Raw genomic sequence first — 26,404 nt, forward strand, 5'->3', positions numbered from 1 at the left:
TACTCCTGGAGGTGGCGGGGTGAGCGCTCTCGCGGCGGCAGTGGTCTTTGCCTGGTTGGGCATGGTGTTGGCGATCTCGTTCCTGGAAGCCCCACTGAAGTTCCGGGCACCGGGGATCACCATCCCGCTAGGACTGGGGATCGGGCGGCTGGTGTTCCGGGCCCTCAATGCGGTGGAGATCGTGCTGGCCACGGTAGTGGTGTTGGCGGTGGCCACCGCTCCCCCCGAACCGATTTCGCTGGCCGGGGTCTGCATTGCGGTGGCTGTGCTGACCACGCAGATCCTGGTGGTCCGGCCCCGGCTGCGCCGCCGCTCGGATGCGGTGCTGGCCGCGCAGACTGCTCCACCCGGCGGAATCGTCGAGCGCTCCCGCGCCCACTACGCCTATGCGGGGCTGGAGGTGGTCAAGGTCGCCGCACTGCTGACCGCGGGCGCCGCATTGCAGCTCGCCTCAGTCGCCGGTTAGCACCCAGGCCAGCGCCCGCTCGACGTCGTTCACCGTGGCCACGCCCGCCGGACGGGCCGGACGCCGCACGATGACCACCGGCAGGCCGAGTTCCTCGGCGGCCAGCATCTTGGGCCAGGTGTATTGCCCCCCGGAGTCTTTCGTGACGACGACGTCGGCGTGGTGATCGCGCAGTAGCGCCAGCTCTCCGGGCAGCTCGTAGGGTCCCCGGTCCCTGATCAGCGACCAGCCGGACGGCAGGTCGATCGACGGCGGCTCGACCACGCGCGCCAGCACTGCAGCGTCGGACAACTCCGGTAGGTATGACGCCAACTGCTGGCGCCCGATGGTCAGCACCGGCCGCCGCCCCAGCCGGGCCGCGATCTGTGCGGCCTGCTCGTGTGAGTCGGCCCAATGCCACGACTGCACGGCCCGCTGCGACCAGCCGGGCCGCTCCAGCCGCAGCAGTGGTCTGCCGGCCGCGGCACACGCGCTGGCCGCATTGGCCGACATCGTCGTCGCGAACGGATGGGTGGCGTCCACGACCATGTCGTAGTCGGCCAATACCGCCCGCAGACCGGCGATTCCGCCGAACCCGCCGATCCGCACCGCTCCGACCGGCAACCGGGGATCGGCGACCCGGCCGGCCAGTGACGTCGTGACATCGACGCCCGCACCGACCAGCCGATCGGCGAGTGCTCGGGCTTCGGCGGTGCCGCCGAGCAGCAGCACGCGCGTCATGGCGCCCCCGGCGGTAGGACCGCCAGCCCCGCCGGCGCGCCGCCGCCCGCCAACTCCAACAGCGCCTCGACGTCCAGGTGCTCTTCGATCAGATCCCCGAGCAGGTCCAGCCGGCGCTCCCGGGCGGCGGGAAAGGACACCTGCGACGGCGCCAGCCCGAGGGTGTCGGCCAGGAACGCCGCACGCAACGCGTCGACCTCCAAGCACCCATGTCGCATAGTGCCGAAAACCTGGCCGGCGCGGACCCCGCCGGGAAACGCATCGGCGACGTCTCCGCGGCTGATCCGGCCGTGGTGGATCTCGTAGCCGCCATCGGACAGCCGCAGGGTTTTCTCTGCCGTGAAATATGTTTCGACGTCCAACAGGCCCAGCCCGGGCACCTCGCCGGGCGCTCCCTCGATTCCCTCGGGATCGCGGATCATCTGGCCCAGCATCTGGAATCCCCCGCAGATCCCTAGTACGGGCTTGCCCGCGGCGGCGTGGGCGGCGATCGCGGCATCGATCCCGCGTGAACGCAGCCAGGCCAGATCGCTGATGGTTGCCCGGGTTCCGGGCAGCACCACCAGATCCGCGTCGGACACCCCACGCGGGTCGGCAGCGAACACCACGTCCAGATCGGGTTCGAGCCCCAAAGCGTCCAAGTCGGTGAAGTTGCTGATCCGCGGCAATCGGATCACCGCGACCCGTCGCGCCCCGGTGCGCCCCGAGCACCGGCCGTCCAAATCCAGCGCGTCCTCGGAGTCCAGCCACAGCTCCGGATGCCACGGTAGGGTGCCGAACACCCGCCGACCGGTGAGGCGCTCCAGATCGGCCAGGCCGGGCTCCAGTAACCGCAGCTGCCCACGGAATTTGTTCACGATGAACCCCGCCACCAATGCCTGATCCTCCGCCGACAGCAGGGCCACGGTGCCGAAGAACGCCGCGAACACCCCGCCGCGGTCCACATCGCCGACCACCACCACCGGCAGGCCGGCGTGCCGCGCCAGGCCCATGTTCACGTAATCGCCGGCGCGCAAATTGATCTCGGTCGGGCTTCCTGCTCCCTCTGCGACAATCACGTCGTAGCGCCCGGCGAGATCGTCGTAGGCACGGTGCGCGGCCGCAGCCAACTCCGCGCGCCCGTGCATCCAGTTCGACGACGAGAGGGTCCCCCACGGCCGGCCCATGAGCACCACATGACTCTGCTGGTCACTGCCGGGCTTGAGCAGTACCGGGTTCATCGCCGGCTCCGGTTCGACCCGCGCAGCGCAGGCCTGAATCCATTGCGCCCGACCGATCTCCGTCGTCGCACCGGCGGCGCTGACGCACACCATGGAGTTGTTCGACATGTTCTGCGCCTTGTACGGCGCCACCCGCACACCGCGGCGCGCCAGCGCACGGCACACTCCGGTGGCCACCACCGTCTTACCGGCGTCGCTGGTGGTTCCGGCGATCAGGATGCCCGCCATCAGGTTCGCCGCACCAGGAACACATCCATCACCCAACCCGCCTCGGCCCGGGCCGCATCGCGGGCGGCCGTGATCTCCTCGACGACGTCACAAACCCGTCCGGTGACCAGCCGCTCCCCCGCCGCACCGAGGTTGGCGCCCCACCAGATCGTCCACTCGGCCACCGTGGACAGATCGAGACTGTCCGGGTTGAGCATCGCCACGATGTTGTCCTGACCGGCGGCGACCGCCTCCGCCAGCCGCCGGCCGGTGGTGATGTGCACCGGCCGGCCCACTTCATGCAGCACGATCCGATGCCGGGCGGCCAGCAGTTGCGGGGCGCTGATTCCTGGCAGCACGTCGTAATCCAGCTCGACCCCAAGGGCTTTCACCCGCTCGACGATCCGGATGGTCGAGTCGTACAGTGCCGGGTCGCCCCAGACCAGGAAGGCTGCGGTGCCGCCGCGGGACCGCAGCACGTCGGCGTAGCGCTGCGCCCGGGCAGCATGCCAGTCCGCCACGGCGTGGGCATAGCCGGGCTCGGTCAGCCCCGGGGAGCGGTCGCGGGCCGGGTCGGCGACCGCGACGATAGGGGTCGAGGGGGCGTAGGTGTCGACGATGGTGCGCCGCAATGCCAAAAGACCGTCGTCGGAGGACTTCTCGGATGCCACTACGTAGTCGGCGGACCGCAGTGCGCTGGCGACCTCGGCGGTGACGTGCGCAGGTCCCATGCCGATTCCGAGAATCCAGACTTTCACCGGTCCTCCAGGTCGCCTTCCACGTCTAGGTAAGCCTGCCGCAATGCCGCCAGGGTCTCCGGGTCGGGGTGCTCCCACAGGCCGCGATCGGCGGCCTCGGTCAGCCGTTCCACGATTCCGTGGAGCGCCCACGGGTTCGATTTGTCGAGGAACTCCCGGGTCTGCGGGTCTAAGACGTACTCGGCCGCGAGCTTTTCGTACATCCAGTCGTGCACCACGCCCGCGGTGGCGTCGAAGCCGAACAGGTAGTCGACGGTGGCGGCCAGTTCGAACGCACCCTTGTAACCGTGTCGGCGCATCGCGGAGATCCAGCGCGGGTTGACCACCCGCGCCCGGAACACCCGGGCGGTCTCTTCGGCCAGCGTGCGGGTGCGGATCGCATCCGGCGAGGTCGAGTCGCCCACATAGGCTTTCGGGTCGGCGCCAGTCAGGGCACGCACGGTCGCGATCATGCCGCCGTGATAGACGAAGTAGTCGTCGGAGTCGGCGATGTCATGCTCTCGGGTGTCGATGTTCTTGGCGGCCACCTTGATCCGGCGGTAGTTGGTGCGCATGTCGTCGGCAGCCGGCGCGCCGCCGAGCCCGCGGCCGTAGGCGAACCCGCCCCAGGTGGTGTAGACCTCCGCCAGGTCCTTGTCGTCACGCCAGGTCCCGGATTCGATCACCTGCAGGATTCCCGCCCCGTAGGAACCGGGCGCCGAACCGAAGATCCGGGTGGTGGCGCGGCGCAGATCCCCGTGTTCGGCCAGATCGGCGCGGGCGTGTGCGGCGACGAAGTTCGCGTCGTCGGGCTCGTCGAGGGTGGCGACCATCTGCACCGCGTCGTCGAGCATCGCCACCACGTGCGGGAAGGCGTCCCGGAAGAACCCGGAGATCCGGACCGTCACATCGATTCTGGGCCGGCCAAGCTCTTCGGGTGCGATGACTGCCAGCCCGGACACCCTCCGGGATGCCTCATCCCATTCGGGACGCACCCCGAGCAGCGCCAGCACCTCGGCGACGTCGTCGCCCGAGGTGCGCATCGCCGAGGTTCCCCACACCGACAGCCCGACCGACTCCGGATAGCTGCCGGTGTCGTCGAGGTAGCGGCGCACCAGCGAGTCGGCCATCGCCTGCCCGGTCTGCCACGCCAGCCGGGACGGCACCGCGCGGGGGTCGACGGTGTAGAAGTTGCGCCCGGTGGGCAGCACGTTGACCAGACCGCGCAGCGGCGAACCGCTCGGCCCCGGACGCACGAACCCGCCGGCCAGCGCGTGCAGCACCGCGTCGAGTTCGGCCGACGTGCCGGCCAGTCGCGGAACAACCTCGGTGGCGGCGAATCTCAGCACCCGGCAGACCTCGGGGTCGGGATGCAGCGTGTCGGCAAGGCCTGCTTCCCAACCGGCCGACTCCATGGCTTCGACCAATGCGCGGGCGCGGCCCTCGATCTCGTCGACGACCGCGGCAGCGGACTCTTCCTTGAGCCCCAAGGCGGCCCGCAAGCCGGGCACCGCGTGGTCCACCCCGCCCCACACCTGCGGGGCGCGCAGGATCGCCAGCACCAGGTTCACCCGTTCCGGGCCGGCCGGCGCGCCGCCGAGCACGTGCAGGCCGTCGCGGATCTGGGCGTCCTTGATCTCACAGAGCCAGCCGTCGACGTGCAGCAGGAAGTCGTCGAATTCCTCATCCTCGGGCCGCTCGTCCAGGCCCAGGTCGCGGTGCATCTCCGCGGCCCGCATCAGGTTCCAGATCTCACCGCGGATCGCCGGCAGCTTGGCCGGATCCATGGTCGCGATGTTGCCGTACTCGTCGAGCAGCTGCTCCAATCGCGCGATGTCGCCGTAGGACTCCGCGCGCGCCATCGGCGGGATCAGGTGGTCGACGATCGTGGCATGCGCCCGCCGTTTGGCCTGGGCACCCTCACCCGGGTCGTTGACCAGGAAGGGATAGATCAGCGGCAGGTCGGCGATCATGGCGTCGGTGGCGCAGGCCGAAGACAGCGCCGCGGTCTTTCCGGGCAGCCATTCCATCGATCCGTGTTTGCCCAGGTGGATCACCGCGTGCGCACCGAAACCATGTGCGAGCCAACGGTACGCGGCCAGGTAGTGGTGGCTCGGCGGCAGCTCCGGGTCGTGGTAGATCGCCACCGGGTTCTCCCCGAATCCGCGGGGCGGCTGGATCATCAGCACGATGTTGCCGGATTGCAGCGAGGCCAGCACGATCTCGCCGGCCTCGTTGACGAACAGCTTGCCCGGTGCCGGACCCCACGCCGTTGACATGGCATCGCGCAGGTCGTCGGGCAACTCGGCGGTCCACTGCGCGTACTGCTGCGTGGTGACCCGCACCTGCGCGCCGGCCAGCTGCGCGGCGGACAGCCAGTCCTCGTCCTGACCGCCCGCCTCGATCAGGGTGTGGATCAGCCGATCCCCTGCCTGCGTCTCGTCAGCGACATCCAGCACCCCGAAGCCGTCCCCGACGTCATAGCCCTCGTCGGACAACCGGCGCAGCAGCCGCACCGCCGAGACCGGGGTGTCCAGGCCGACGGCGTTGCCCACCCGGGAGTGCTTGGTGGGGTAGGCCGACAGCACCAGCGCCAGCTTCTTCTGGGCATTCGGGATGCGGCGCAGCACAGCGTGATTCACCGCGACTCCAGCCACCCGGGCGCAGCGCTCGGGGTCGGCGGCGTAGTGCGGCAGCCCGTCGTCGTCGATCTCCTTAAAGGAGAACGGAACCGTGATGATTCGTCCGTCGAATTCCGGGATGGCGATCTGAGTGGCCGAATCCAGTGGGCTGACGCCGTCGTCGTTGGCCTCCCAATCCGCGCGCGACGACGCCAGGCACAGTCCCTGGAACACCGGAATGTCCAGCGCCGCGATCCGTTCGATGTCCCACGCGCCGTCGTCGTCACCGGCACTGACACCGGCGGTGGCATTCATCGCCCCACCGGCCGCCAGCATGCAGACCACCACCGCATCGAGCTGCGCCAGCGCCTCAAACAGCTCATCGGGGGCGTTGCGCAGCGACGCGGCGAAGATCGGCACCCCGACCGCCCCGGTGGCGACCTTTACCCCATCGATGGCGTCGGCCAGCGCGTGCGCGAAACCGGCATTGCCGCTGACCTCATGGGCCCGGTAGTAGAGCACCCCGATCCGCACCGCGTCGGGAGCCTCGACAGACTCGCGCTTGCCGTAACCCCACTCCGGGATCACCGCCGGCTCATCGAAACCCTCCCCGGTGAGCAGCACCGTGTCACACAAGAACGCGTGCAGCTGCGCGAGATTGGCCGGCCCACCCTCGGCGAGATAGGCGTGTGCCTGCGCGGCCAGGCCGATCGGGACCGTCGAGCACTCCATCAACTCGGCGTTGGGCGAGCGCTCCCCGCCGAGCACCACCAGCGGCAGGCCCGTCGCGCGCAGCAGCTTCAGTTCGTCGGCGATCTCGGCCGACGACCCCAGGATGCGCAGCACCACGACGTCGGTGCCGGCCACCAGCGGTTCGATGTCGTGGCGTGCCGGGTTGCCGAGCCGGTACGCCGCGCCACTGGCCCGCGCGGACAGCAGGTCGGTGTCGGACGTGGACAACAGCGCGATACGGCGTGCATCAGCCATCAGGGGCCTCCTCGGGGTTCTCGCCCCTCGTCGTCGGATGTCTCGTGGCCGTATCTGGCTAACGGGCCCGGCTGCGCCGATGGCCCTTCACAGTGGCGGAACCGCCCCGGATTCGCACCGGGTTCCTGACGCCACGAGACGGCGGCCAGCCTAACGCAGCACGGCATGCAACAATGTCGCCGGTAAGGCGATGACGATTGAGGAAGCCGGTGTGAATCCGGCGCGGTCCCGCCACTGTCATCGGGGAGCGACCCTCATCAGCCACGGCCCGCCACTTGTGGGGTTGGAAGGCGAGGCAAGCAGTGATCCGAGAGCCAGGAGACTCACGTCAACGCGTCCTGCGTACCGGGGCGGTGTACCCCGAGGAAGCTGACTCACGCCCATGCCCCGTGCGTTGCGGGTAGTTCCTGCGCTCCTGGTAGCGCTGGCCACCGCGCTGTCGTTGGCCAGCTGCTCTGGCGAACTCGCAGCCCGCACCCCGCAGGCGCGCGCCGGCTGCATCACCGACTTCGATCCGGCTGCCGACTATTTTCCCGACAAGTCGACGCTGACCGAGGCCACCAACTTCGTCCTCGAATACCACGGCAGCTACCAGGTCCTGACTGTCAAACGGCCCTACCTCGGCGGCAAGCCGGTGTCCTATGTACTGGTGCGTTGCGGTGCGCCCGCACCGGCACTGAGCGGCGAACTGGCCCACGCCCAACAGATCACCGTCCCGGTACACAGCCTCTACTCGGGCTCGACGACGCACCTGGCGATGATCACCGAACTCGGGCAAGCCGGCGTGGTCACCGGAGTGGCGAGCCCGGCCGCCGTCGCCGATCCGCAGATTCGCGCCCGCATCGAGACCGGTGAGATCGTCGGGTACGCCCCCGGCGGACAGCTCAACGTCGAGCGGGTGCTCAGTGCCGGCCCCGATCTGCTGGTCACCGAAGGTATCGACGATCCCGGCTATCCCAAGCTGCGCGAGGCCGGTCTGCCCGTACTGGCCGACGCCGAATGGCTGGAATCCACTCCCCTGGGCCGAGCCGAGTGGATGAAGGTGTTCGCCGCGCTGACCGGGACCGAACGTCAGGCCGCGCAGACCTACCAGGACATCCGCAACCGTTACCGTGCCCTGGCCGCTCAAGCCGCCGGGGCGAAGCCCGCCGAGGTTCTGGTCGGCACCATGTATTCGGGCAGCTGGTCGATGCCCACCGGCGACAGCTATTCGGGGCGTCTGGTCGCCGACGCCGGAGGCACCTACCCCTGGCTGTCGGACACCGGCGCCGAAAACCGGCAACTGAACTTCGAGTCGGTGTACGCCAGTGCCGGCACCGCGCCGGTATGGCTGGTCACCGACGACTGGCGGACCCTGGGCGACGCGGTGGCCCGCGACAGCCGCTACGGCGAGCTGACCGCGCTGCGGATCGGCCACGTGTGGTCGGCGACCAAGGCGATGACCCCCGGAGGCGGCAACCTCTACTGGGAACGCGGCACCGCGCGCCCGGATCTGCTGCTCGGCGACCTGGTCGCGATCCTGCATCCCGCGCTGGCCGCCAACCATCCATTCGAGTTCTACCGGCGGGTGTCGCGATGAAGCCACGTATCGCCCTGGTATTGACCGCGCTGAGCGCCGCGGTGGTTCTGCTGGCCGTGCTGGGGTTGGTGCTCGGGCCGGTGCGGGTGCCGGTGCTCGACACCGTGCAGGTGCTGTTCGGCGCCGAGCCCTCCGACCCGCGCTGGCAGGTGATCGTCTGGAACATGCGGTTACCGCGGGTGCTCACCGCGCTGGCCGCCGGGTCCGCGCTCGGGGTCGCCGGACTGCAGCTGCAAACCCTATTCCGCAACACCCTCGCCGACCCCTACATCCTCGGCGTGAGCTCCGGTGCCAGCCTCGGCGTCGCGCTGGTGGTGCTGCTCGGTGGCGCGGCAGGCGGCGGATTCACCACCGCGGTGGCCGGAGCCAGCCGCGCCGCGGAAGTGATCGCGGCGGCCCTGGGGGCGGCGGCGATGCTCACGCTGGTGCTGGTCTTGTCGCGGTGGACCCGCTCGGCGGCGACGCTGCTGCTGATCGGGGTGATGATCGGTGCGGCCAGCACCGCGCTGGTGAGCCTGGCGATGGTGTACTCCGATCCACAGCGGGTGCAGCAGTACCTGCTGTGGGGCCTGGGCAGTTTCGCCGGAACCGGCTGGGCCGATCTGGAGTTGCTGCTGCCGCTGGTGGCGGTCGGGCTACTGACCGCGGCGCTGACGATCCGCCCGCTCAACGCCCTGCTGCTCGGCGAGAGTTACGCGGCGACGATGGGCATCAACGTGCACCGGGCCCGGGTGGTCACGGTCATCTCGGCGTCGCTGCTGGCGGGTGTCACGACCGCGTTCTGCGGACCGATCGCGTTCCTCGGGCTGGTGGTGCCGCACATCGCCCGCATCGTGGTCGGCACCTCCGACCATCGCGTGGTGGTCCCGGCGGTGATACTGCTGGGCGCGGTCGCCGCGCTGGGCTGCGGCATCGTCAGCCAGGTGCCCGGCAGCGACCTGATCATCCCGATCAATGCGGTCACCGCGCTGGTCGGGGCGCCGGTGGTGATCGCCGTGCTGTTGCGGGCCCGTCGCGGATCGGGGTTGCCGTCATGACGCCGGCGTCTATGACAGCGGCGGCTGTCGAGCTCGCCGGTCTGGCGATCGGCTACCGCAACCGGCGCCGGTCGACGACGGTAGCGGCCGGACTGGCCGCCCAAGCGCGGCGCGGCGAACTGACCGTGCTGATCGGGCCCAACGGTGCCGGCAAGTCCACCCTGATCCGCACACTGGCCGGGTTGCAGCCCGCGCTCGGCGGACGTGTCCTGCTGGACGGCACCGACCTGACCGCACTGCCCCGAGACGAGCTGGCCCGCCGGGTCGCGGTGGTGCTGACCGAGCGCGTCGATCCGGGCCTACTGTCGGCGCGGGAGCTCGTGGGGCTGGGCCGCATCCCACACCTGGGTCTGGGCGGCCGGCTGCGCCCGGCCGACGAGGAGATCATCGACTGGGCGCTGGCGGCGACCGGCGCCCAGCATCTGGCGTCACGGCCGGCCACCGAACTGTCCGACGGCGAATGCCAACGGGTCCTGACCGCCCGGGCGCTGGCCCAACAGCCGGGCCTGCTGATCCTCGACGAGCCGACCGCGTTCCTGGATGTGTCCTCGCGGGCCGCACTGTTCGGGCTGCTGCGCGAGCTCGCCCGCGACCAGCAGTTGGCGGTGGTGTTGAGCACCCACGATCTGGAATTGGCGCTGCGGGTAGCCGATCGGGTGTGGCTGATGGATCCGGCGGGCACGTTGGTGGACACGGTCGGCGAAGAGTTGATGGTGTCCGGGCGCATCGGGGAGATGTTCGGCAACGACACACTGCGCTTCGACCCGGCCAGCGGCATGTTCACCTTCGTCGGGGACGCCAACGAGCGCACCGCCCGGGTCGACGCCGAGGAGCCGTTGCGCTCGGCACTGACCCGGGTGCTGTCCCGCGAGGGCTGGGGACTCGGCGATTCCGCCGAAATCGTGCTCACGGCAACCGATCCTGCCGCCGTCATGCTGCGTTCCACATCCGGCAATCAGGTCATGGCGCTACGCGACCTGCCGCAGCGACTGCGCGCCCTGCCTGCGACCACCCACCGCTGCGCCTCCCAGGATCAGACGATCACGGCGCTGGCCGAGTTATCCGCTGTCAGCTCCTATTTCGCGGTCTCCACCGGGATGGCGGACGACGCCGACTGGCATCCGGTGACACAGCTCTACACCGACCCCGATCTGCTCGCGGACGCTATCGCCGGAGTGCAGGACCGCATCGGAACAGCAGATCTTCGTGTGGCGGTGTCCACCTTCTACCTCGGATTCGCGGCACGACTGTGGTCGGTCGGGCTGGGCGGACTGGCCGAGCATCGACTCTTGATCGATCTGGATCCCGACCAGCTCTGGTACACCGATTCGGGCGGGCCGGTCCGGCTGCATCTGCCGAATCCGACGGCCTGGCAGGGGTCTTCGGCGGGCGACGACCTGGAGCCGGAGCTGGCCGACATGATCCTGACCGGCCACCTGGAACCGTTGGCCGCCGCGGTACGCCGGCTCGGCCCGATCTCGGAAGGGCTGCTGCGCGGCAATATCGCCTCCGCAGCCCTGGGCGCCGCCCGTGCCCTGCGCTGGCATCACGGCGGTGACCTTGCAGACCAGCCCAGTTGGAATCTCGCACGTACCATGTGCGATGACGAACGACTCTCTGGCGCAGTATGTTTCAGCGACTCCGGGACCGACTACCGCCGAGCCAGCTGCTGCCTGTTCTACCGCACGCCCGGCGGCGGACTGTGCGGCGACTGCGCACTGACCCACAAGCCCCAGGTTCGCCTGAACCCATGAAGGAAGGGATTCCCATGACCGAGAACACCGGAACCGTCGTCGCCGATCCCCCGATCGTCGACACCGAAGACCGCGGCCGCGAACAACGCTGGCCGCTGCCGACCGATCAGCAGAGCCTGCTGGATCTGCTGCACCTGTGCTTCGACGAGTACTGGGACGAGATCTGGTTCGGCATCATCATGGAGGGCGCAGCCTGGGAAGTGGCCGCCCCCAGCGCGCCGCGCAAGATCTCCATGCTCGACGGCTACGCCACCATCGATTTCGGCCGCTGGCACTTCCACCTGTGCATCGGCAAGCACCGGGCCAGCGGCTCGGAACTGGGACGCATTCGCCGCTGCACGCGGGCCGAGCTGTACCGCCGAATCGGCAAGGACGGCAACCCGCAGTCGTGGGGCGTGCGCCTGTTCAACGGGCGCGACGAGCAGATGATGACGGTGATGCTGCCGAACCCGTTCCTCACCAACGACCAGCAGATGCGCGACGAGCCCGAGTGGGGCCAGTTGGAGTTGTGGGACAAGCTGCGCGACAAGTACCTGGGCCTGGGGCCGGACCCGCTGGACCGCGGCGGGAATCGGATCCGCTGCGGCGGTTAGCGAGACTCGACGAAGGAGAGCCGAAGCTGGACCGCCGCAACAGACTCGGCGGTTAGCGAGACTCGACGAAGGAGAGCCGAAGCTGGACCGCCGCAACAGACCCGGCGGTTAGCTCTGGCCTTCGCTAGTCGGGTTCGATCGGCCAGGTGTTGGGCATCATCGGGCTGACCGCACCACCGCCGAAACCATCGTCGGCCAGGGCGGTCAGCCCGCCCGGTCGGGCACTGGTCACCCGGTGGGTGGCACCGGCGAAGCCCTGCGATCCAGCGCCTCTACTCGAGGCGACCGCCCCGGCAAGCTCCATCGGATCCGGCTCCAAGTCCATGTACTCGTAGCCCCGGCCGAGCATGCCGGCCTTGGCCCGGCGCCGGCGCCGCTGCGGCGATTTCTGCTCCGCCGATTCCTCCGCGGGCACCGCGGCACTGTCCGGCTGCGGCGCCGCCTTCTTGCGGGAGCTGGTGCCCGAGCCACGTCGAGCGCCCATGTCCAGGCCGCCGACCATGTACATGTAGGCCGGCATCGTGACCGACGGAGGTCCCGCGGGGGTCGGCGGCGGCGCACCGGGCGGCGGAGGGGCGGCTGCCGGTGCGGGTGAAGGCGCGGGGGCGGGTGAAGGCGCCGGAGCCGGCGCGGGGGCCGGTGCCGGCGGCTGGGCCAACGTCAGCGCGGGCGGCGGCGGGGCCGGCGGCGGAACCGCGGCTGCCACCGCGTGATGTGCCAGCGCCCCGATGCCCAGACCGCCGATCACCCCGGCCGGAGCCAGCAGACTCGTGGCGGCGAGCGCCGGTAACAGCGCCGGCAGCAATATCGTCTGGGTGAGTAGGTAGTTGAGCGCTTGAATGGTGTTGCCGATCGTCGAGGTGACGATCTCGACCATGGCCATCGGAATGACCAGGGCCAGGCCCTGCGGGTTGAACAGGGCCGTGTACATGATCGCGATCAGGTCGTCGATGATGACGATGCTGGTGAAGGCGAAGTAGGACCCCGGGTCCAGTGGCACCGAGAAGATGTACGCCAGGTTCCCCGGGTTGAAGAAGCTCAGCGGGTTGCCGGTCCACGCCAGCCACGACCCGGGCACTCCGGGCGGTGGCAGTAACGACGATCCGTTCTGCAGGGCGGCGAAGAACTTGGCCAGCGGATCCGCGAGCCCGGTGAAGCCGATCTTGTTGAAGAACTCCTGCAGCTCGGCATACAGCGGGTACTGGCCGCTGTCGGGATAGGGCGGATGCGGGACCAGGCTTTCTAGCCATTTGGCGAAGTCCAGAAACCACTGCGGTGGCGCCGGCGCGGTGTCCGCCGCACTGCCGGGTGTCTTGAGCACCACCGGCGCCGGTTCGGTCTGAGCCGTCGCCGCGGTCGCCACCGCCGCGCCGGCCACCGCCTGATAGGTGGTCATCACGGCGGCGGCCTGCGCCCACATCCGTGCATAGTCGGCCTCGTTCAACGCGATCGGAATCGTGTTGACGCCGAAGAAGTTTGTGCCCACCAGCACCGCGTGCGTGACGTGGTTGGCGACCAGCTCGGCCATGGTCGGCATCGCCGCCAACGCGGCGGTGTACCCCGCGGCAGCGGTCTCCTGTTGAGCCGCCGTGGCGGCACTGTTGGCGACGGCGCGCATCAGCCAGGCCAGATACGGCGCGTGGGCGGTCACGAAGGCCTCGGCGGACGGCCCCTGCCACGACCCGGCCTGCACTGCACCCAGCACCGCCGTCAGATCGTCGGCGATTGCGGCATATTCAGTGCTCAGCGCGCTCCACGCGGCGGCCGATGACAGCAAGGGACCGGCACCCGGGCCGGCCGACAGTGACGTCGAATGTACTTCTGGCGGAGAGGCCATCCAGATCGGCGCAGTCATCGCAGACCACCGGATGCCACCCGATAAGGGCGCAACATGGGAGTTTGTCAGCTCTCTCGGGGTACACCGCCCCGGGTCGCAGGATGCGACGATGTGAGTGTCCTGACTCTCGGATCAACGCTCGCCTCGCCTTCCAGCTCCATCAGAGCCGTGGCAGTTGAGGGTCGCTCCCCGATCACAGTGGCGGGACCGTGCCGGATTCACACCGGCTTCCTGCACCATCGTTGCCGTACCGGTGCATTATCGCACGCTGCGACGCGTAACGCCCCTAAAGCGCAACTACACGCTGGCGCGGCCGGGGCCGCGCACCGCTTCGGTGACCGCATCGGCCAGCGGTTCGATGTCGGCGGGGGCCAACTCGGCGATGGTGATCCGCAGGCCCGGGGCGCCCCGGATCCGGAACCGCGCCCCCGGCGCCGCGGCCCAGCCCGCGGCGAACAACGCCGTCATCGCCACCGCCTCGTCGGGTACCGGGATCCACACGTTGAGCCCGGAACGGCCGTGCGCGAGCACGCCCCGGTCGGCCAGTGCCGTGCACAGTCCGTCGCGGGCCGCACGGTAAGCGGCTTCGGCGTCGGCCACCCGCTGCGTCGCCGCGGCGTCGCGCCACAGTTCGACCGACAGGTTCTGCAGCAGGTGACTGACCCAGCCCGGCCCCAGCCGCTGGCGACCCTGCACCCGTTCGACGGTGCGCGGGTCACCGGCCAGCACCGCCAGCCGCAGATCCGGGCCATACGCCTTGGCCACCGACCGAATGAACGCCCAGTGCCGGGTCACGCCTGCCAGCGAGTGCAGCGGCACCCCGGCGATGGCCGCGCCGTGGTCGTCTTCGACCAGCAGCACCTCCGAATCGTCCAGCAATGCCCGCAGGGCATCCGCACGATCCGCGGAAACCGCTGCGCCGGTGGGGTTCTGAGCACGGCTGGTCACCACCACTGCGCGCACTCCGCGCCCCAGCGCGCGAGCCAATTCGGCAGGCAGCGGACCGTCGTCGTCGACCGCGACCGGCTCCGGAATGAGGCCCAGCGCACCGAGTAGGTCGAGCAGGTTGGGCCACCCCGGATCTTCGACGGCCACCCGGTCGCCGGGACGCAGGTGGGCGCAGAGCACCCGCTCGATTCCGTCCAGCGCTCCGGAGGTGACCGCCAGGTGATCGGCCGGCACACCGTCGGCGGCCAGTTCGGCCGCGGCATGCTCGGCCAGCGCCGGCGTGATCGGCGGGTTCCCGTAGAGCACAACGGGTCCCGGAGCTGCGGTGATTACGGGCAGCAGCGCCGGATTGGGGTTTCCCGTCGATAGGTCTCGCACGCCTGGGGGCACCGCCAGCCCGCGCAGCGACCGCGGTGTGGTCGCCGGCCGATCGCGCACCCGGGTACCTCGCCGTCCCGAGCTTTCGACGGCGCCGCGGTCTCGCAACAACCGGTAGGCGGCAGCCACGGTATTCGGATTCACCCCGAGCTGCTGGGCCAGCCCGCGAATCGGTGGCAGCGCGGCCCCCGGCGCCAACGCACCTTGCGCGATGCCCTCCTCGACGCTGGCCGCAATGGCCTCGGCACCCTCGCCGGTAATGCTGTATTGTACTGACACAACTCCAATATTGCACTAGTACATTAACGGAGGCAAGCTCGTGTCCTACGCACCGACGCCGCAGACCACCCCCACCCGGTATCGGGAACGGGCCCGCTACGACCGCGACACCGTGCACCACATCCTGGACGAGGCGCTGATCTGCCATCTGGGTTACTCCCGCGACGGCCATCCGGTGGTGCTGCCCACCACGCACGCCCGAGTCGACGAGACGCTGTATCTGCATGGCTCCACCGGCAGCGGCCCGGTGCTGGCCGCCGGCCCCACCGGGCTACCGGTCTGCGTCACCGCCACCCTGATCGACGGGTTGGTGCTGGCCCGCTCGGCGCTACACCATTCGATGGCCTACCGCTCGGTGGTCGTCATCGGCGCCGCCCGCCTGGTCCAGGACGAGGCCGAGAAGCGGCTCGGGCTCGATGCGCTGCTCGATCACGTCGCACCCGGCCGGGCCGCCGATGCCCGGCCGCCCAACCGCCGGGAGCTGGCGGCCACCGCGGTGCTGGCCCTCGACCTGGTGAAGGTGTCCGCCTCAGTGCGCGACGGCGGACCCAACGACGAACCCGAAGACATCGCGTTGCCGCACTGGGCGGGCGTGGTTCCGCTGCGGATGGTCGCCGGGTGCCCGGAGCCGGCCGCCGACCTCGACCCGGCCATCGCGCTGCCGCCCTACCTGAAGTCCTATCGCAGGCCGCGGTGAGTTAGCGCGATGACCTAGGTCGCCTGCCTGCCGTACTCCGGCATCCAAGTGCCCGGCGTCATCGGGGTGGTGGCACCGCCACCGAATGCGTCGGCGCCAAGGGCGGTGAGTCCGCTCGGCTCGACGGCGTCCGCGGCGTCTTCGAGGTCCATGTACTCATACCCGCGGCCGAGCATGTCGGCCTTCACACGCCGCCGCCGGCGGGCCTTGGTCTTCTCCTCGGCGACGGCGGCCTCCGCCGGTGCCGCGGCGGCGTCGGGTTCGGGCGCTTTGCGTCGACGCGCACTGGTGCCCGCGGCCCGGCGGGACTGCTGGCTCGCGCTGGCGACCAGATACATGGCGGCCAGACTGTCCCCCGGGGCCAACGGCGGCGCGGGCGGCGGAGGGGGCGCCGGCGGCGCACCGGGCGGCGCCGGGGCCAGAGCGGGTGCCGGCGCGGGAGCCGGGGCCGGCGCGGGAACCGGAGGCGTGGGAGCCACCGTCACCCCGGCGAAGGGCGGGGGCATGATCGGAACCACCGGCACCGGAACGGCATGCAGCGCGGCCAGCCCGGACAACCCCGCCAGTCCGGCCAACGGTGCCGCGGCCAGTGGCGCCAGAGCGGCAGTCAGCATCGGCAGCACCACCGGAATCAACACCAGAGCCTGCTCCAGCAGCGTCTTGAGCAGCGCGATCACGTCGGTGATGATCGTGCCGACCGCTTCCACTGCGGCGAACATCAGCGTGAATGCAATGGTGCTGGGATTACCGGACGCGAACGCCGCGGCGATATCGGCGCCGATGAATGCGAATGTCTGCGACAGGTAGGCGGCGAACGATCCGAAGTCCATCGGATAGCCGATCGCGAACGCGAGGTTGTAGGGGCTCAGAAAGCTCAGCGGGTTGCCCAGGACCGGCAGCCAGGGGTCGAACCCGCCGAACATCGACTGGAAGAAGGGGTTGCTCGCCAGCTGGTCGATCATCGGCTGCAGCACCTTGTTGTAGAAGTCGACGTAGCCACTGTTCTGCAACCACTCCATGATCTCGTTCTGCCGATCCGGCGGGAGCTGCGGCTGGCTGGCGTCGGCGGACTGCGCCTTGGCGATCTGCGGCGCCGCAGAGGTCTGCGGGCTCGACGCCACCGCGGTGCCCGCGACGGCCTGATAGGTGGTCATCACCGTGGCGGCCTGCAACCACATCCGGCCGTAGTCGGCCTCATTGAGCGTGATCGGGATGGTGTTGACGCCGAAGAAGTTGGTGGCGACCAGCACCGCGTGGGTGGCGTGGTTAGCCGCCAGCTCGGCCAGGGTCGGCATTGCCGCCAATGCCGAGCTGTAGGCGGCGGCCGCGGTCTGTTGCTGGGCGGCCATCACCGCGCTGGTGATGCCGGCGTGCAGCAGCCAGGCCAGATACGGCACGTTCGCCGCCACATAGGCTTCGGCGCTCGGGCCCTGCCACGCCCCGGCCTGCACCGCACCCAGCAGCGCTGCCAGCTCGTCGGCGATCTCGGCGTACTCGGTGCTCAGCGTGGTCAACGCCGCCGCCGACGCCAGCAGCGGGCCTGCCCCAGGACCGGTCGACAGCAACGTGGAATGGACTTCCGGAGGTGACGCGATCCAGATCGGCGCGGTCACTATCGCCAGCTCTCTCGGGGTGCTCCGCCCCAAACCGAGGGTGCGACGACGTGAGTATCTGGCTCTCGGGCGAGTTCACTCCCCCGATCACAGTGGCGGGACCGCTCCGGAATTGAAGCGGCGGCCCCAGCTTCGGCTCGCCTTCGCCGACCCTTCGGGCCAACTCCGACGAGCCTGGCTGAACCGCCGGATTCGCACCGGATTCCTAACGTCGCCTTCGCCTTACCAGCGAATTGTCGCACGCTAGGCGCCCTGAGCGCCGCCGAGTGTGAAATCCACGACGGATCCTCCGGCGTTTCCGTCGGCGGATTCACACTCGGCGGGGAACCTCAGTCCTTGGCGTCGATCGCGGCGTTCAGCGTCGGGCTGGGCCGCATCACCGCCGAGGTCAGGTCGTGGTCCGGCGCGTAATAACCACCGATGTCCACCGCGTTGCCCTGCACCACGGCCAGCTCACCCAGGATGACGTCCTCGTTCTTGGCCAGCGTGTTCGCCAGCCCCGCGAAGTGCTTGGCCAGCTCGGCGTCCTCGGTCTGCGCGGCAAGCTCATCCGCCCAGTGCTTGGCCAGGTAGAACTGGCTACCGCGGTTGTCGAGCTCGCCGGTCTTGCGCGACGGGCTCTGGTTGGCATCCAGCAGCTTGCCGATCGCCGAGTCCAGCGTCTCGCCCAGGATCTTGGCGCGGGAATTGCCGGTCTTGGCACCCAGGTCATCGAAGCTGGCACCCAGCGCCAGGAATTCGCCGAGCGAGTCCCAGCGCAGGTGGTTCTCCTCCACCAGCTGCTTGACGTGCTTGGGGGCCGAACCGCCCGCACCCGTCTCGTACATGCCGCCGCCGGCCATCAACGGCACGATCGACAGCATCTTGGCGCTGGTGCCCAGCTCCAGGATCGGGAACAGGTCGGTTAGGTAATCGCGCAGGATGTTGCCGGTGGCGGCGATGGTGTCCTGTCCGCGGATCAGCCGCTCCAGGGTGTACCGCATGGCCCACACCTGCGGCATGATCTGGATCTCCAGGCCCTCGGTGTCGTAATCCAACAGGTAGGCCTTGACCTTCTTGCGCAGCTCGGCCTCGTGCGGACGCTCGGTGTCCAGCCAGAACACCACCGTCATGCCCGACGCCCGGGCCCGCTGAACGGCCAGTTTCACCCAGTCCCTGATGGCGGCGTCGGTGACCGTGCAGAGCCGCCAGATGTCACCGGCCTCCACGTTCTGGGTCAGCAGCACCTCACCGGTGGCCAGGTCCACGATGTCGGCGACGCCGGCCTCGGGGACCTCGAACGTCTTGTCGTGGCTGCCGTACTCCTCGGCCTTCTGCGCCATCAGCCCGACGTTCGGGACGGTGCCCATGGTGGCCGGGTCGAACTGCCCGTGAGTCTTGCAGAAGTTGATGATCTCCTGGTAGATCCGGGCGAACGTCGACTCCGGGTTGACCGCCTTGGTGTCCTTGGTCCGTCCATCGGCGCCGTACATCTTGCCGCCGGCCCGGATCATCGCCGGCATCGAGGCGTCCACGATGACATCCGAGGGCGAGTGGAAGTTGGTGATCCCGTGCGCCGAATCCACCATCGCCAGCTCCGGCCGGTGCTCCCGACAGGCGTGCAGGTCCTCGATGATCTCGTCGCGCTGGGAGGCCGGCAACGTCTCGATCTTGCTGTACAGGTCGACCATGCCGTTGTTGACGTTGACGCCCAGGTCGTCGAAGAGCTTCTGGTGCTTGGCGAATGCGTCCTTGTAGAACACCTTGATGGCGTGGCCGAACACGATCGGGTGGCTGACCTTCATCATGGTCGCCTTGACGTGCAGGGAGAACATCACGCCGGTCTTGCGGGCGTCCTCCATCTGCTCCTCGTAGAACTCGCGTAGCGCCGCCACGCTCATGAACATCGAGTCGATGACCGTGCCGTCCAGCAGCGACACCTTCTCCTTGAGCACAATCGTGTTGCCGCTCTTGGTCGTCAGCTGCATCTTGACGTCGCGGTCGCGGTCCAGCGTCATCGACTTCTCACCGTGGTAGAAGTCGCCGTGCTTCATGGTCGCCACGTGCGTGCGCGAGGCCTGTGACCACTCGCCCATGCTGTGCGGGTGCTTGCGGGCGTACTCCTTGACCGCCTTGGGCGCACGACGGTCCGAGTTGCCTTCCCGCAGTACCGGATTCACTGCAGAACCCAGGCACTTGGCATAGCGGTCGTGAACGTCGCGCTCCTGCTCAGACTTGGGGTCCTCGGGGTAGTCCGGCAGCTTGAAGCCCTTGCCCTGCAGCTCCTTGATGGCGGAGACCAGCTGCGGCACCGAGGCGCTGATGTTGGGCAGCTTGATGATCGTGGTATCCGGCAGCTGGGTAAGTCGGCCGAGTTCGGCCAGGTTGTCCGGCACCCGCTGCTCGTCGGTCAGGCAGTCGGGGAAGGCGGCCAGGATGCGGGCCGCAAGCGAGATGTCACTGGCTTGGACGTCGATACCCGCGGGCCCGGTGAAGGCCTGCACGATCGGCAGGAACGAGTACGTCGCCAACAGCGGCGCCTCGTCAGTCAGCGTGTAGATGATGGTCGGCTGGTCGGCGCACATGGCTGTTCTCCCGGCGTCAGGTTCTTAGGTGTTCGATTGTCCCGCGTTGTACACGGCGGCATCAGTATCGCGTACCGGTCCACGGCGTTCACCGCCGGTGAGCAGGTGGCGACAGCTATACGGGATGCGATAGGCTGCGTGACGGTCATGAGTGCCAGCGCGAAGCCCCGGCTTGCTGGCCGGCAACCCTCCAACCGCGGTGGGGTGCCCCGGGTGATGACCGGGTTGAGTAGCCACTATCGGCTACGCGGCAAGCGCGGGTCCGCCACAACGGGCCCCCCGAGTAGACAGGGGAACCTGATGCGTGCCTCCTTGCGCCCGCTCACCCGTTGCTGTTGTCGCTGAACCCAGGCCTAATCCGCTCGTCACCAGCGACAACAAACCCGAGGAAACCATTCAGCAATGACCGCCGACAACAACATCGACCCAAGTTCGCACTGGTCGTTCGAGACTAAGCAGGTCCACGCCGGGCAGGTTCCCGACGCGACCACCAATGCCCGCGCGTTGCCGATTTACCAGACCACCTCCTACACGTTCGACAACACCGATCACGCGGCCAAGCTGTTCGGGCTGGAGGTTCCGGGCAACATCTACACCCGGATCATGAACCCGACCAATGACGTCGTCGAGCAGCGGATCGCCGCACTCGAAGGCGGGGTCGCGGCGCTGCTGGTGGCCTCCGGGTCCGCCGCGGCGACCTTCGCGATCCTCAATCTCGCCGGCGCCGGCGACCACATCGTCTCCAGCCCGCGGCTCTACGGCGGCACCTACAATCTGCTGCACTACTCGCTGACCAAGCTGGGTATCGAGACCACCTTCGTCGAGGACCCCGATGACCTGGAGTCCTGGCGGGCGGCGGTGCGGCCCAACACCAAGGCCTTCTTCGCCGAGACCATCTCCAACCCGAAGATCGACGTGCTCGACATTCCGGGCGTGTCGGGCGTGGCGCACGACAACGGGGTGCCGCTGATCGTCGACAACACCGTGGCGACCCCCTACCTGATCCAGCCGCTGGCCCACGGTGCCGACATCGTGGTGCACTCGGCCACCAAGTACTTGGGCGGGCACGGCGCGGCGATCGCGGGCGTGATCGTCGACGGTGGGACCTTCGACTGGACCCAGGGCCGCCACCCCGGTTTCACCACACCCGACCCGAGCTACCACGGCGCGGTCTTCGCCGACCTGGGAGCGCCCGCGTTCGCACTCAAGGCCCGCGTGCAACTGCTGCGCGACCTGGGCTCTGCGATCTCGCCGTTCAATGCCTTCCTGATCGCCCAGGGCCTGGAGACGCTGAGCCTGCGGGTGGAGCGCCACGTCGCGAACGCCCAGCGGGTCGCGGAGTTCCTGGAGGCCCGCGACGACGTGCTGAGCGTCAACTACGCCGGGCTGGCCAGCTCGCCGTGGCACGCACTGGCCCAGCAGCTGGCACCGAAGGGTGTCGGCGGTGTGCTCTCGTTCGAGCTCCCCGGCGGCATCGAGGCCGGCAAGGCGTTCGTCGACGCACTGAAGCTGCACAGCCACGTCGCCAACATCGGTGACGTGCGTTCGCTGGTGATCCACCCGGCGTCGACGACGCACGGCCAGCTCAGCGCCGAAGAGCAGCTGGCCAGCGGTGTGACGCCGGGCCTGGTTCGGCTGGCGGTCGGCATCGAGGGCATCGCGGACATCCTGGCGGACCTGGAGCTCGGTTTCGCCGCGGCATCGACACAGCTCGGCGGCTCGTCGGCGCTGGCGGCCCGTTGAGGCGGTCCCCGGTGACAATCTCCGACGTGTCCAGGCAGCTACTGCCCGCCGAGGGAGAGACCGGCGTGGTCGCCATCGGGTCGCTGACGCTGCAGAGCGGCGCGGTGCTCGATGACGTCCACATCGCCGTGCAGCGCTGGGGCGAGCTGTCGCCCGAGCGCGACAACGTCGTCATGGTGCTGCATGCACTGACCGGGGATTCCCACGTCACCGGGCCCGCCGGGCCGGGCCATCCCACCCCGGGCTGGTGGGACGGGGTGATCGGCCCCGGCGCTCCGATCGACACCGACCGCTGGTGCGCGGTGGCCACCAATGTGCTGGGCGGCTGCCGCGGGTCGACCGGCCCGGGATCGCTGGCTCGCGACGGGAAGCCTTGGGGCTCAAAGTTTCCCGCGATCACGATTCGCGATCAGGTGCAGGCCGACATCGCCGCGCTGGCTGCGCTGGGGATCACCGAGGTGGCCGCCGTGCTGGGCGGTTCGATGGGTGGCGCCCGTGGGCTGGAGTGGATGGTCGGCCACCCGGACCGGGTGGGCGCGGGCCTGCTGCTGGCCGTCGGCGCTCGGGCCACCGCCGACCAGATCGGCACCCAGAGCACCCAGATCGCGGCCATCAAGGCCGACCCGAACTGGCAGGGCGGCGACTACCACGGCACCGGCCGCAGTCCCGAAGCCGGACTGGCGATCGCCCGGCGCATCGCGCACCTGACCTACCGCGGCGAGGCCGAGCTGGACCTGCGATTCGCCAATGCAGCCCAGGACGGGGAAGACCCGGCCGACGGCGGGCGCTACGCGGTGCAGAGCTACCTGGAACATCAGGGCGACAAGCTGGTGTCGCGGTTCGACGCGGGCAGCTACGTGACCCTGAGCGACTCGCTGTCCAGCTACGACGTGGGCGCCGGACGCGGCGGGGTGGCCGCGGCGTTGCGCGGCTGCCCGGTTCCCGCGGTGGTCGCCGGGATCACCTCGGACCGGCTGTACCCGCTGCGGTTGCAGGCCGAGCTGGCCGAGCTGCTGCCCGGCTGCGAGGGACTGCAGGTGCTCGACTCCGACTGCGGGCACGACGGCTTCCTGCTGGACACCGCACGGGTCGGCGAGCTGATCCGCCAGACCCTGGACTTGGCAAGTTCGGCCCGGGACCGCCGGCGGTGAGCCCGTCCGAGCAGGGCCGCCGCGACCGCTCGCTGTCGTTCGGATCGCAAGCCGCCGCCTACGAGCGGGGCCGCCCGTCCTACCCCCCGGAGGCCATCGACTGGCTGCTGCCACCGGGCGCCCGCGACGTCCTGGACCTGGGCGCCGGCACCGGCAAACTGACCGCACGCCTGGTGGAACGCGGCCTGGACGTGGTGGCGGTGGACCCGATCGCCGAGATGCTCGAGGTGCTGGCGACCGCCCTGCCCGGAACCCCGGCACTGCTCGGGTCGGCCGAGCAGATCCCGCTGCCCGACAACAGCGTCGACGCGGTGCTGGTGGCCCAGGCCTGGCATTGGTTCGACCCTGCCCGGGCCATCCCCGAGCTGGTGCGGGTGCTGCGCCCCGGCGGCCGGCTGGGGCTGGTGTGGAACACCCGCGATGAGCGGCTGGGCTGGGTCAAGGAACTCGGCAGTATCATCGGTCGCGAAGATGCCCGCGACGTGGTCGACGCCGGGGTGAGCCTGCCCGCGCCCTTCGGTGACATCGAAAGCCATCAGGTGGAGTGGACCAACTACCTGACGCCGCAGGCCCTGATCGATCTGGTCGCGTCCCGCAGCTACTGCATCACCTCACCGGACGCGGTGCGCACCAAGACCCTGGACCAGGTCCGCAACCTACTGGCCACCCATCCGGCGTTGGTCGGGTCCACCGGGCTGGCGCTGCCCTACATCACGGTGTGCGCCCGCGCCACGCTCTCGGATTCCTAACACCGGCAGGTGTTTATGCCGGCCGACATCGGGTATGCGGCTTCGGTCGGCCGGAACCGGGGGCCCTACGGTTGGCGTCCATCAAGGCCCCGGCTGCCCGAAGGGCCAACCCGCATGACTCACCGCCTGACTCCACATTTTGCTGACGTCCAAGCCCATTACGACCTGTCCGATGACTTCTTTCGGCTCTTCCTGGATCCGACCCAGACCTATAGCTGCGCCTACTTCCGGCACTACGACATGACGCTCGAGGAAGCCCAACTCGCCAAGATCGACCTGTCGCTCGGCAAGCTCGGCCTGCGCCCCGGCATGACGCTGCTCGACGTGGGCTGCGGCTGGGGCGCCACCATGCAGCGGGCGATCGAACAGTACGACGTCAACGTGGTCGGTCTGACGTTGAGCAAGCACCAGGCCGTCCACGTGCAATCGATGTTCGCCGCGATGGACTCCCCGCGCAGCAGACGGGTGCTGTTGGCCGGGTGGGAGGAGTTCGACGAGCCGGTTGACCGGATCGTGTCTATCGGGGCGTTCGAGCACTTCGGCTACGACCGCTACGACGACTTCTTCGAGATGGCCTACCGGGCGCTGCCCAGCGACGGGGTGATGATGCTGCACACCATTTGTGGCTTGTCCCCGCAACAGATAGTCGAATACGGCATGCAGCTGACGGCCGAACTGGCCGCCTTTCAGATCTTCCTCATGACCGAGATCTTCCCCGGCGGCCAGCTGCCGTCGGTGGCGCTGGTCAAAGAGCACGCCGTCAAGGCCGGATTCACGGTGAACCGCATCCAGTCACTGCAGCAGCACTACGCAATGACCCTCGACCACTGGGCGCAGGCGTTGGAAGCGCACGAATGTGAGGCCATCGCGCTCCAGTCCGCAGAGGTCTACGAGCGCTATATGCGTTACCTGACCGGCTGCGCGGAGGAATTCCGGGAGGGCCGCTTCGACATCAACCAGTTCACGCTGGCCAAATAGCCTTAGCCAAAGCCCTTCCGCGACGGCGATTCCCACTACGCACTGAACAGGTCGGTGAAGTCGTCGGCGATCGACTGGAACGCGCTCATCACACTCAAGAGGCCGAACCCGATGGCTGTGGGGATCAGCCCAGCGTCGGCCGCGATCGGCATTCCGATGGCGTTCGTCAGTGTGGTCAGCAGGTCGTCGCCGTTGCCGAACGCGTTGAAGAACATGCTGATGTCATAAGCCGGCATGGTGGTCAGCAAGGCGTTGATGATGTCCGCGGTCGGCAGCAGCACCGAATACAGCGTGGAGGCCGCGCTGGAGAACGTGTTGACGACGTCGAGAAGGCTGGGCAGCGCGAAGTCCATTCCCGAACCGAGCGCATCCGCCGGGCCTCCCAGCGACAGGTGCCCGAGGTCGTAGATGAAGTCGTCGAATCCGTGTTGCGCTCCCTGCCACAGGGAGCTCAGCAGCGTCATGACGTCGATATCCGGGAATACCCCGTAGTTGGTGAGCACATTCGCCGGACCCATGTCCCAGCCACCATGAGTCAGCTCCCCGTCGACGTAGGTGTCGACGTTGCCGTAGCCCAGGTCGACCAGGATCCGGGTGACGGGCTCCAGCAGGTCATAGAGCGGCTCGCCCAACACCGGGATTCCCAGCAGCGGCTGCAGCAGCGGCAGGATCTCCGTCGGGATCATGTAGTAGTCGGTGTTGAGGGCGGCCGAGGCGCCGTCGGGCAGTGTCAAGGGTCCGTCGTAGTTGGTGGAGCCCAGCAGCAGCTGTGCGCTGTCGATGGAGTCCGGCCGGCTGTAGCCGGGGCCGTGCACCAGCGCGATTCCCAGTACGGCGTTGAGCACCGACAGGAAGTTCAGCGGATAGCGCGGGAAGTCGGCGAAGCCGTCGTATTCGGCGATGTAGATATCGGTCGCGTACGGGGTGTCGGGCGTGGCCCCGTAGAAGTCGATTCCCATCGACGGGATGTACAGCGGAACGTCCGGGATGGCGAAGCGGGACAGCAGGCCGCCGTTGGGGAACATCTCATTGGCGATCAAGACGAAAGACAGCTGGTCGGGGTCGGGGGCATTTCCGGAGGCGAGCAGCTGGTTCATCTCGATCGAGGAGAGGACAGCGCTCTGCGATACGCCGTAGACCACCAGGTTGTCGCCGGCCGCGATGTGATCGCGGATGGTCGAGTCGAGCATCCGCACACCCTGGTCGACCGAGGTGTCCAGCGGCAGGCTCTTGACGCCGGTGCCCGGGTACAGGCCTTCGGGGGTGAAGACGCCCTGCATGGTGTAGCCGTCGTACCCGAGGTGCGAGAGGTATTGATCAGCCCAGTGAAAGTCCCACGTCCCGGGGATCGGGGTGCCGCTGCCGCCCATGACCAGCGCGACGCTGTCGAGCAGCGCCACGTCGGCGACTACCGTGCGCGCCCCAGCGATCGAGGACGCCAAGGCCGGCGTCATGACCGGCGAGGCAACCACCGCCGCGGCGCTGGTCACGGCCACTGCCGCAACGCCCAGGGAGTGGAATGTGGGGCTGACCTTCATGGCGACCT

At 69.0% G+C, this 26,404-nt stretch carries 19 protein-coding genes and 5 riboswitches; of the genes, 10 read left to right on the forward strand and 9 right to left on the reverse strand.

From position 1 onward, the window contains the following. Positions 1-19: 19 nt before the first annotated feature. Positions 20-466 carry a hypothetical protein gene (locus ACKY0W_RS16705; RefSeq protein ID WP_409434979.1) on the forward strand — a complete coding sequence of 149 codons (447 nt, stop codon included), beginning with the start codon at positions 20-22 and terminating at the stop codon, positions 464-466. Here ACKY0W_RS16705 and ACKY0W_RS16710 read toward each other — a convergent pair. Genes ACKY0W_RS16710 through cobN form a run of 4 tightly spaced genes read right to left on the reverse strand, consistent with a single transcriptional unit; the run spans position 452 to position 6,958 of the window. Then, complete coding sequence (locus ACKY0W_RS16710; RefSeq protein WP_409434980.1) at positions 452-1,186, reverse strand: cobalt-precorrin-6A reductase; 735 nt, start codon at positions 1,184-1,186, stop codon at positions 452-454. The genes ACKY0W_RS16705 and ACKY0W_RS16710 overlap by 15 nt on opposite strands. Continuing rightward, on the reverse strand, positions 1,183-2,634 hold the full coding sequence (locus ACKY0W_RS16715; RefSeq protein ID WP_409434981.1) for a cobyric acid synthase: 1,452 nt from the start codon (positions 2,632-2,634) through the stop codon (positions 1,183-1,185). The genes ACKY0W_RS16710 and ACKY0W_RS16715 overlap by 4 nt, the downstream gene beginning before the upstream one ends. Further along, on the reverse strand, positions 2,634-3,371 hold the full coding sequence (gene cobF, locus ACKY0W_RS16720) for a precorrin-6A synthase (deacetylating) (protein ID WP_409434982.1): 738 nt from the start codon (positions 3,369-3,371) through the stop codon (positions 2,634-2,636). The genes ACKY0W_RS16715 and cobF overlap by 1 nt, the downstream gene beginning before the upstream one ends. Further along, the gene (gene cobN / locus ACKY0W_RS16725) at positions 3,368-6,958 is read right to left on the reverse strand and encodes a cobaltochelatase subunit CobN (protein WP_409434983.1); all 3,591 of its coding nucleotides are present in this window, start codon (positions 6,956-6,958) and stop codon (positions 3,368-3,370) included. The genes cobF and cobN overlap by 4 nt, the downstream gene beginning before the upstream one ends. A 28-nt stretch (positions 6,959-6,986) precedes the next feature. Next, positions 6,987-7,123: riboswitch (cobalamin riboswitch) on the reverse strand. Beyond that, positions 7,115-7,304: riboswitch (cobalamin riboswitch) on the forward strand. It overlaps the preceding riboswitch by 9 nt. A 36-nt stretch (positions 7,305-7,340) precedes the next feature. On the opposite strand from cobN, the gene ACKY0W_RS16730 reads away from it, so the two are divergent. The 4 genes from ACKY0W_RS16730 to ACKY0W_RS16745 are packed head-to-tail and all read left to right on the forward strand — an operon-like array spanning position 7,341 to position 11,921. Then, on the forward strand, positions 7,341-8,537 hold the full coding sequence (locus tag ACKY0W_RS16730) for an ABC transporter substrate-binding protein (protein WP_409434984.1): 1,197 nt from the start codon (positions 7,341-7,343) through the stop codon (positions 8,535-8,537). Then, positions 8,534-9,574, forward strand: coding sequence for a FecCD family ABC transporter permease (locus ACKY0W_RS16735; protein WP_409434985.1), 1,041 nt, complete (start codon positions 8,534-8,536; stop codon positions 9,572-9,574). Before ACKY0W_RS16730 ends, ACKY0W_RS16735 begins: the two co-directional genes overlap by 4 nt. Continuing rightward, positions 9,571-11,328: an ATP-binding cassette domain-containing protein gene (locus tag ACKY0W_RS16740; RefSeq protein WP_409434986.1), complete on the forward strand. Its 1,758-nt coding sequence runs from the start codon at positions 9,571-9,573 to the stop codon at positions 11,326-11,328. Before ACKY0W_RS16735 ends, ACKY0W_RS16740 begins: the two co-directional genes overlap by 4 nt. 14 nt (positions 11,329-11,342) lie before the next feature. Next, the gene (locus tag ACKY0W_RS16745; RefSeq protein WP_406757957.1) at positions 11,343-11,921 is read left to right on the forward strand and encodes a hypothetical protein; all 579 of its coding nucleotides are present in this window, start codon (positions 11,343-11,345) and stop codon (positions 11,919-11,921) included. Between the two features lie 124 nt (positions 11,922-12,045). On the opposite strand, the gene ACKY0W_RS16750 is transcribed toward ACKY0W_RS16745, so the two are convergent. Together ACKY0W_RS16750 and ACKY0W_RS16755 are read right to left on the reverse strand one after the other, a co-directional pair. After that, positions 12,046-13,776 carry a PPE family protein gene (locus ACKY0W_RS16750; protein ID WP_409434987.1) on the reverse strand — a complete coding sequence of 577 codons (1,731 nt, stop codon included), beginning with the start codon at positions 13,774-13,776 and terminating at the stop codon, positions 12,046-12,048. Between the two features lie 74 nt (positions 13,777-13,850). Continuing rightward, positions 13,851-14,034: riboswitch (cobalamin riboswitch) on the reverse strand. 21 nt (positions 14,035-14,055) lie between these two features. Then, positions 14,056-15,363: an aminotransferase class I/II-fold pyridoxal phosphate-dependent enzyme gene (locus ACKY0W_RS16755; protein WP_409434988.1), complete on the reverse strand. Its 1,308-nt coding sequence runs from the start codon at positions 15,361-15,363 to the stop codon at positions 14,056-14,058. A gap of 40 nt (positions 15,364-15,403) precedes the next feature. Here ACKY0W_RS16755 and ACKY0W_RS16760 point away from each other — a divergent pair, with 40 nt between their 5' ends. Next, a complete protein-coding gene (locus ACKY0W_RS16760; protein WP_409434989.1) occupies positions 15,404-16,060 on the forward strand; it encodes a pyridoxamine 5'-phosphate oxidase family protein in 657 nt (218 codons plus the stop codon). Between the two features lie 14 nt (positions 16,061-16,074). Here the strand turns inward: ACKY0W_RS16760 and ACKY0W_RS16765 are convergent, their stop codons facing one another. Continuing rightward, entirely contained in the window at positions 16,075-17,673 is a 1,599-nt protein-coding gene (locus ACKY0W_RS16765; RefSeq protein WP_409434990.1) for a PPE domain-containing protein, read from the reverse strand. Between the two features lie 54 nt (positions 17,674-17,727). Continuing rightward, a riboswitch (cobalamin riboswitch) is annotated at positions 17,728-17,879 on the reverse strand. A 123-nt stretch (positions 17,880-18,002) separates the two neighbouring features. Further along, the gene (locus ACKY0W_RS16770) at positions 18,003-20,237 is read right to left on the reverse strand and encodes an NADP-dependent isocitrate dehydrogenase (RefSeq protein ID WP_409434991.1); all 2,235 of its coding nucleotides are present in this window, start codon (positions 20,235-20,237) and stop codon (positions 18,003-18,005) included. Between the two features lie 143 nt (positions 20,238-20,380). After that, positions 20,381-20,500: riboswitch (SAM riboswitch) on the forward strand. 139 nt (positions 20,501-20,639) lie between these two features. Between ACKY0W_RS16770 and ACKY0W_RS16775 the strand changes: the two genes are divergently transcribed. From ACKY0W_RS16775 to ACKY0W_RS16790, 4 genes are all read left to right on the forward strand, one after another. Beyond that, a complete protein-coding gene (locus ACKY0W_RS16775; RefSeq protein WP_409434992.1) occupies positions 20,640-21,980 on the forward strand; it encodes a bifunctional o-acetylhomoserine/o-acetylserine sulfhydrylase in 1,341 nt (446 codons plus the stop codon). Positions 21,981-21,991: 11 nt separating this feature from the next. After that, the gene (locus ACKY0W_RS16780; protein ID WP_409434993.1) at positions 21,992-23,131 is read left to right on the forward strand and encodes a homoserine O-acetyltransferase; all 1,140 of its coding nucleotides are present in this window, start codon (positions 21,992-21,994) and stop codon (positions 23,129-23,131) included. Beyond that, positions 23,128-23,880 carry a class I SAM-dependent methyltransferase gene (locus ACKY0W_RS16785; protein WP_409434994.1) on the forward strand — a complete coding sequence of 251 codons (753 nt, stop codon included), beginning with the start codon at positions 23,128-23,130 and terminating at the stop codon, positions 23,878-23,880. The genes ACKY0W_RS16780 and ACKY0W_RS16785 overlap by 4 nt, the downstream gene beginning before the upstream one ends. Positions 23,881-23,994: 114 nt before the next feature. Beyond that, a complete protein-coding gene (locus ACKY0W_RS16790) occupies positions 23,995-24,858 on the forward strand; it encodes a cyclopropane mycolic acid synthase family methyltransferase (RefSeq protein ID WP_409434995.1) in 864 nt (287 codons plus the stop codon). A 35-nt stretch (positions 24,859-24,893) separates the two neighbouring features. Here the strand turns inward: ACKY0W_RS16790 and ACKY0W_RS16795 are convergent, their stop codons facing one another. After that, the gene (locus ACKY0W_RS16795) at positions 24,894-26,396 is read right to left on the reverse strand and encodes a PE-PPE domain-containing protein (protein ID WP_409434996.1); all 1,503 of its coding nucleotides are present in this window, start codon (positions 26,394-26,396) and stop codon (positions 24,894-24,896) included. Between the last annotated feature and the right edge of the window lie 8 nt (positions 26,397-26,404).

It is taken from the genome of Mycobacterium sp. SMC-14, from assembly GCF_046250075.1.
Classification (GTDB): domain Bacteria; phylum Actinomycetota; class Actinomycetes; order Mycobacteriales; family Mycobacteriaceae; genus Mycobacterium.

What these genes read in the sequence shown, in the direction of transcription:
- ACKY0W_RS16710 (WP_409434980.1), bottom strand. Translation starts at nt 1,186, where the DNA reads ATGACGCGCGTGCTGCTGCTCGGCGGCACCGCCGAAGCCCGAGCACTC.
- ACKY0W_RS16715 (WP_409434981.1), bottom strand. Translation starts at nt 2,634, where the DNA reads ATGGCGGGCATCCTGATCGCCGGAACCACCAGCGACGCCGGTAAGACG.
- cobN (WP_409434983.1), bottom strand. Translation starts at nt 6,958, where the DNA reads ATGGCTGATGCACGCCGTATCGCGCTGTTGTCCACGTCCGACACCGAC.
- ACKY0W_RS16730 (WP_409434984.1), top strand. Translation starts at nt 7,341, where the DNA reads ATGCCCCGTGCGTTGCGGGTAGTTCCTGCGCTCCTGGTAGCGCTGGCC.
- ACKY0W_RS16735 (WP_409434985.1), top strand. Translation starts at nt 8,534, where the DNA reads ATGAAGCCACGTATCGCCCTGGTATTGACCGCGCTGAGCGCCGCGGTG.
- ACKY0W_RS16740 (WP_409434986.1), top strand. Translation starts at nt 9,571, where the DNA reads ATGACGCCGGCGTCTATGACAGCGGCGGCTGTCGAGCTCGCCGGTCTG.
- ACKY0W_RS16745 (WP_406757957.1), top strand. Translation starts at nt 11,343, where the DNA reads ATGACCGAGAACACCGGAACCGTCGTCGCCGATCCCCCGATCGTCGAC.
- ACKY0W_RS16750 (WP_409434987.1), bottom strand. Translation starts at nt 13,776, where the DNA reads ATGACTGCGCCGATCTGGATGGCCTCTCCGCCAGAAGTACATTCGACG.
- ACKY0W_RS16770 (WP_409434991.1), bottom strand. Translation starts at nt 20,237, where the DNA reads ATGTGCGCCGACCAGCCGACCATCATCTACACGCTGACTGACGAGGCG.
- ACKY0W_RS16775 (WP_409434992.1), top strand. Translation starts at nt 20,640, where the DNA reads ATGACCGCCGACAACAACATCGACCCAAGTTCGCACTGGTCGTTCGAG.
- ACKY0W_RS16790 (WP_409434995.1), top strand. Translation starts at nt 23,995, where the DNA reads ATGACTCACCGCCTGACTCCACATTTTGCTGACGTCCAAGCCCATTAC.
- ACKY0W_RS16795 (WP_409434996.1), bottom strand. Translation starts at nt 26,396, where the DNA reads ATGAAGGTCAGCCCCACATTCCACTCCCTGGGCGTTGCGGCAGTGGCC.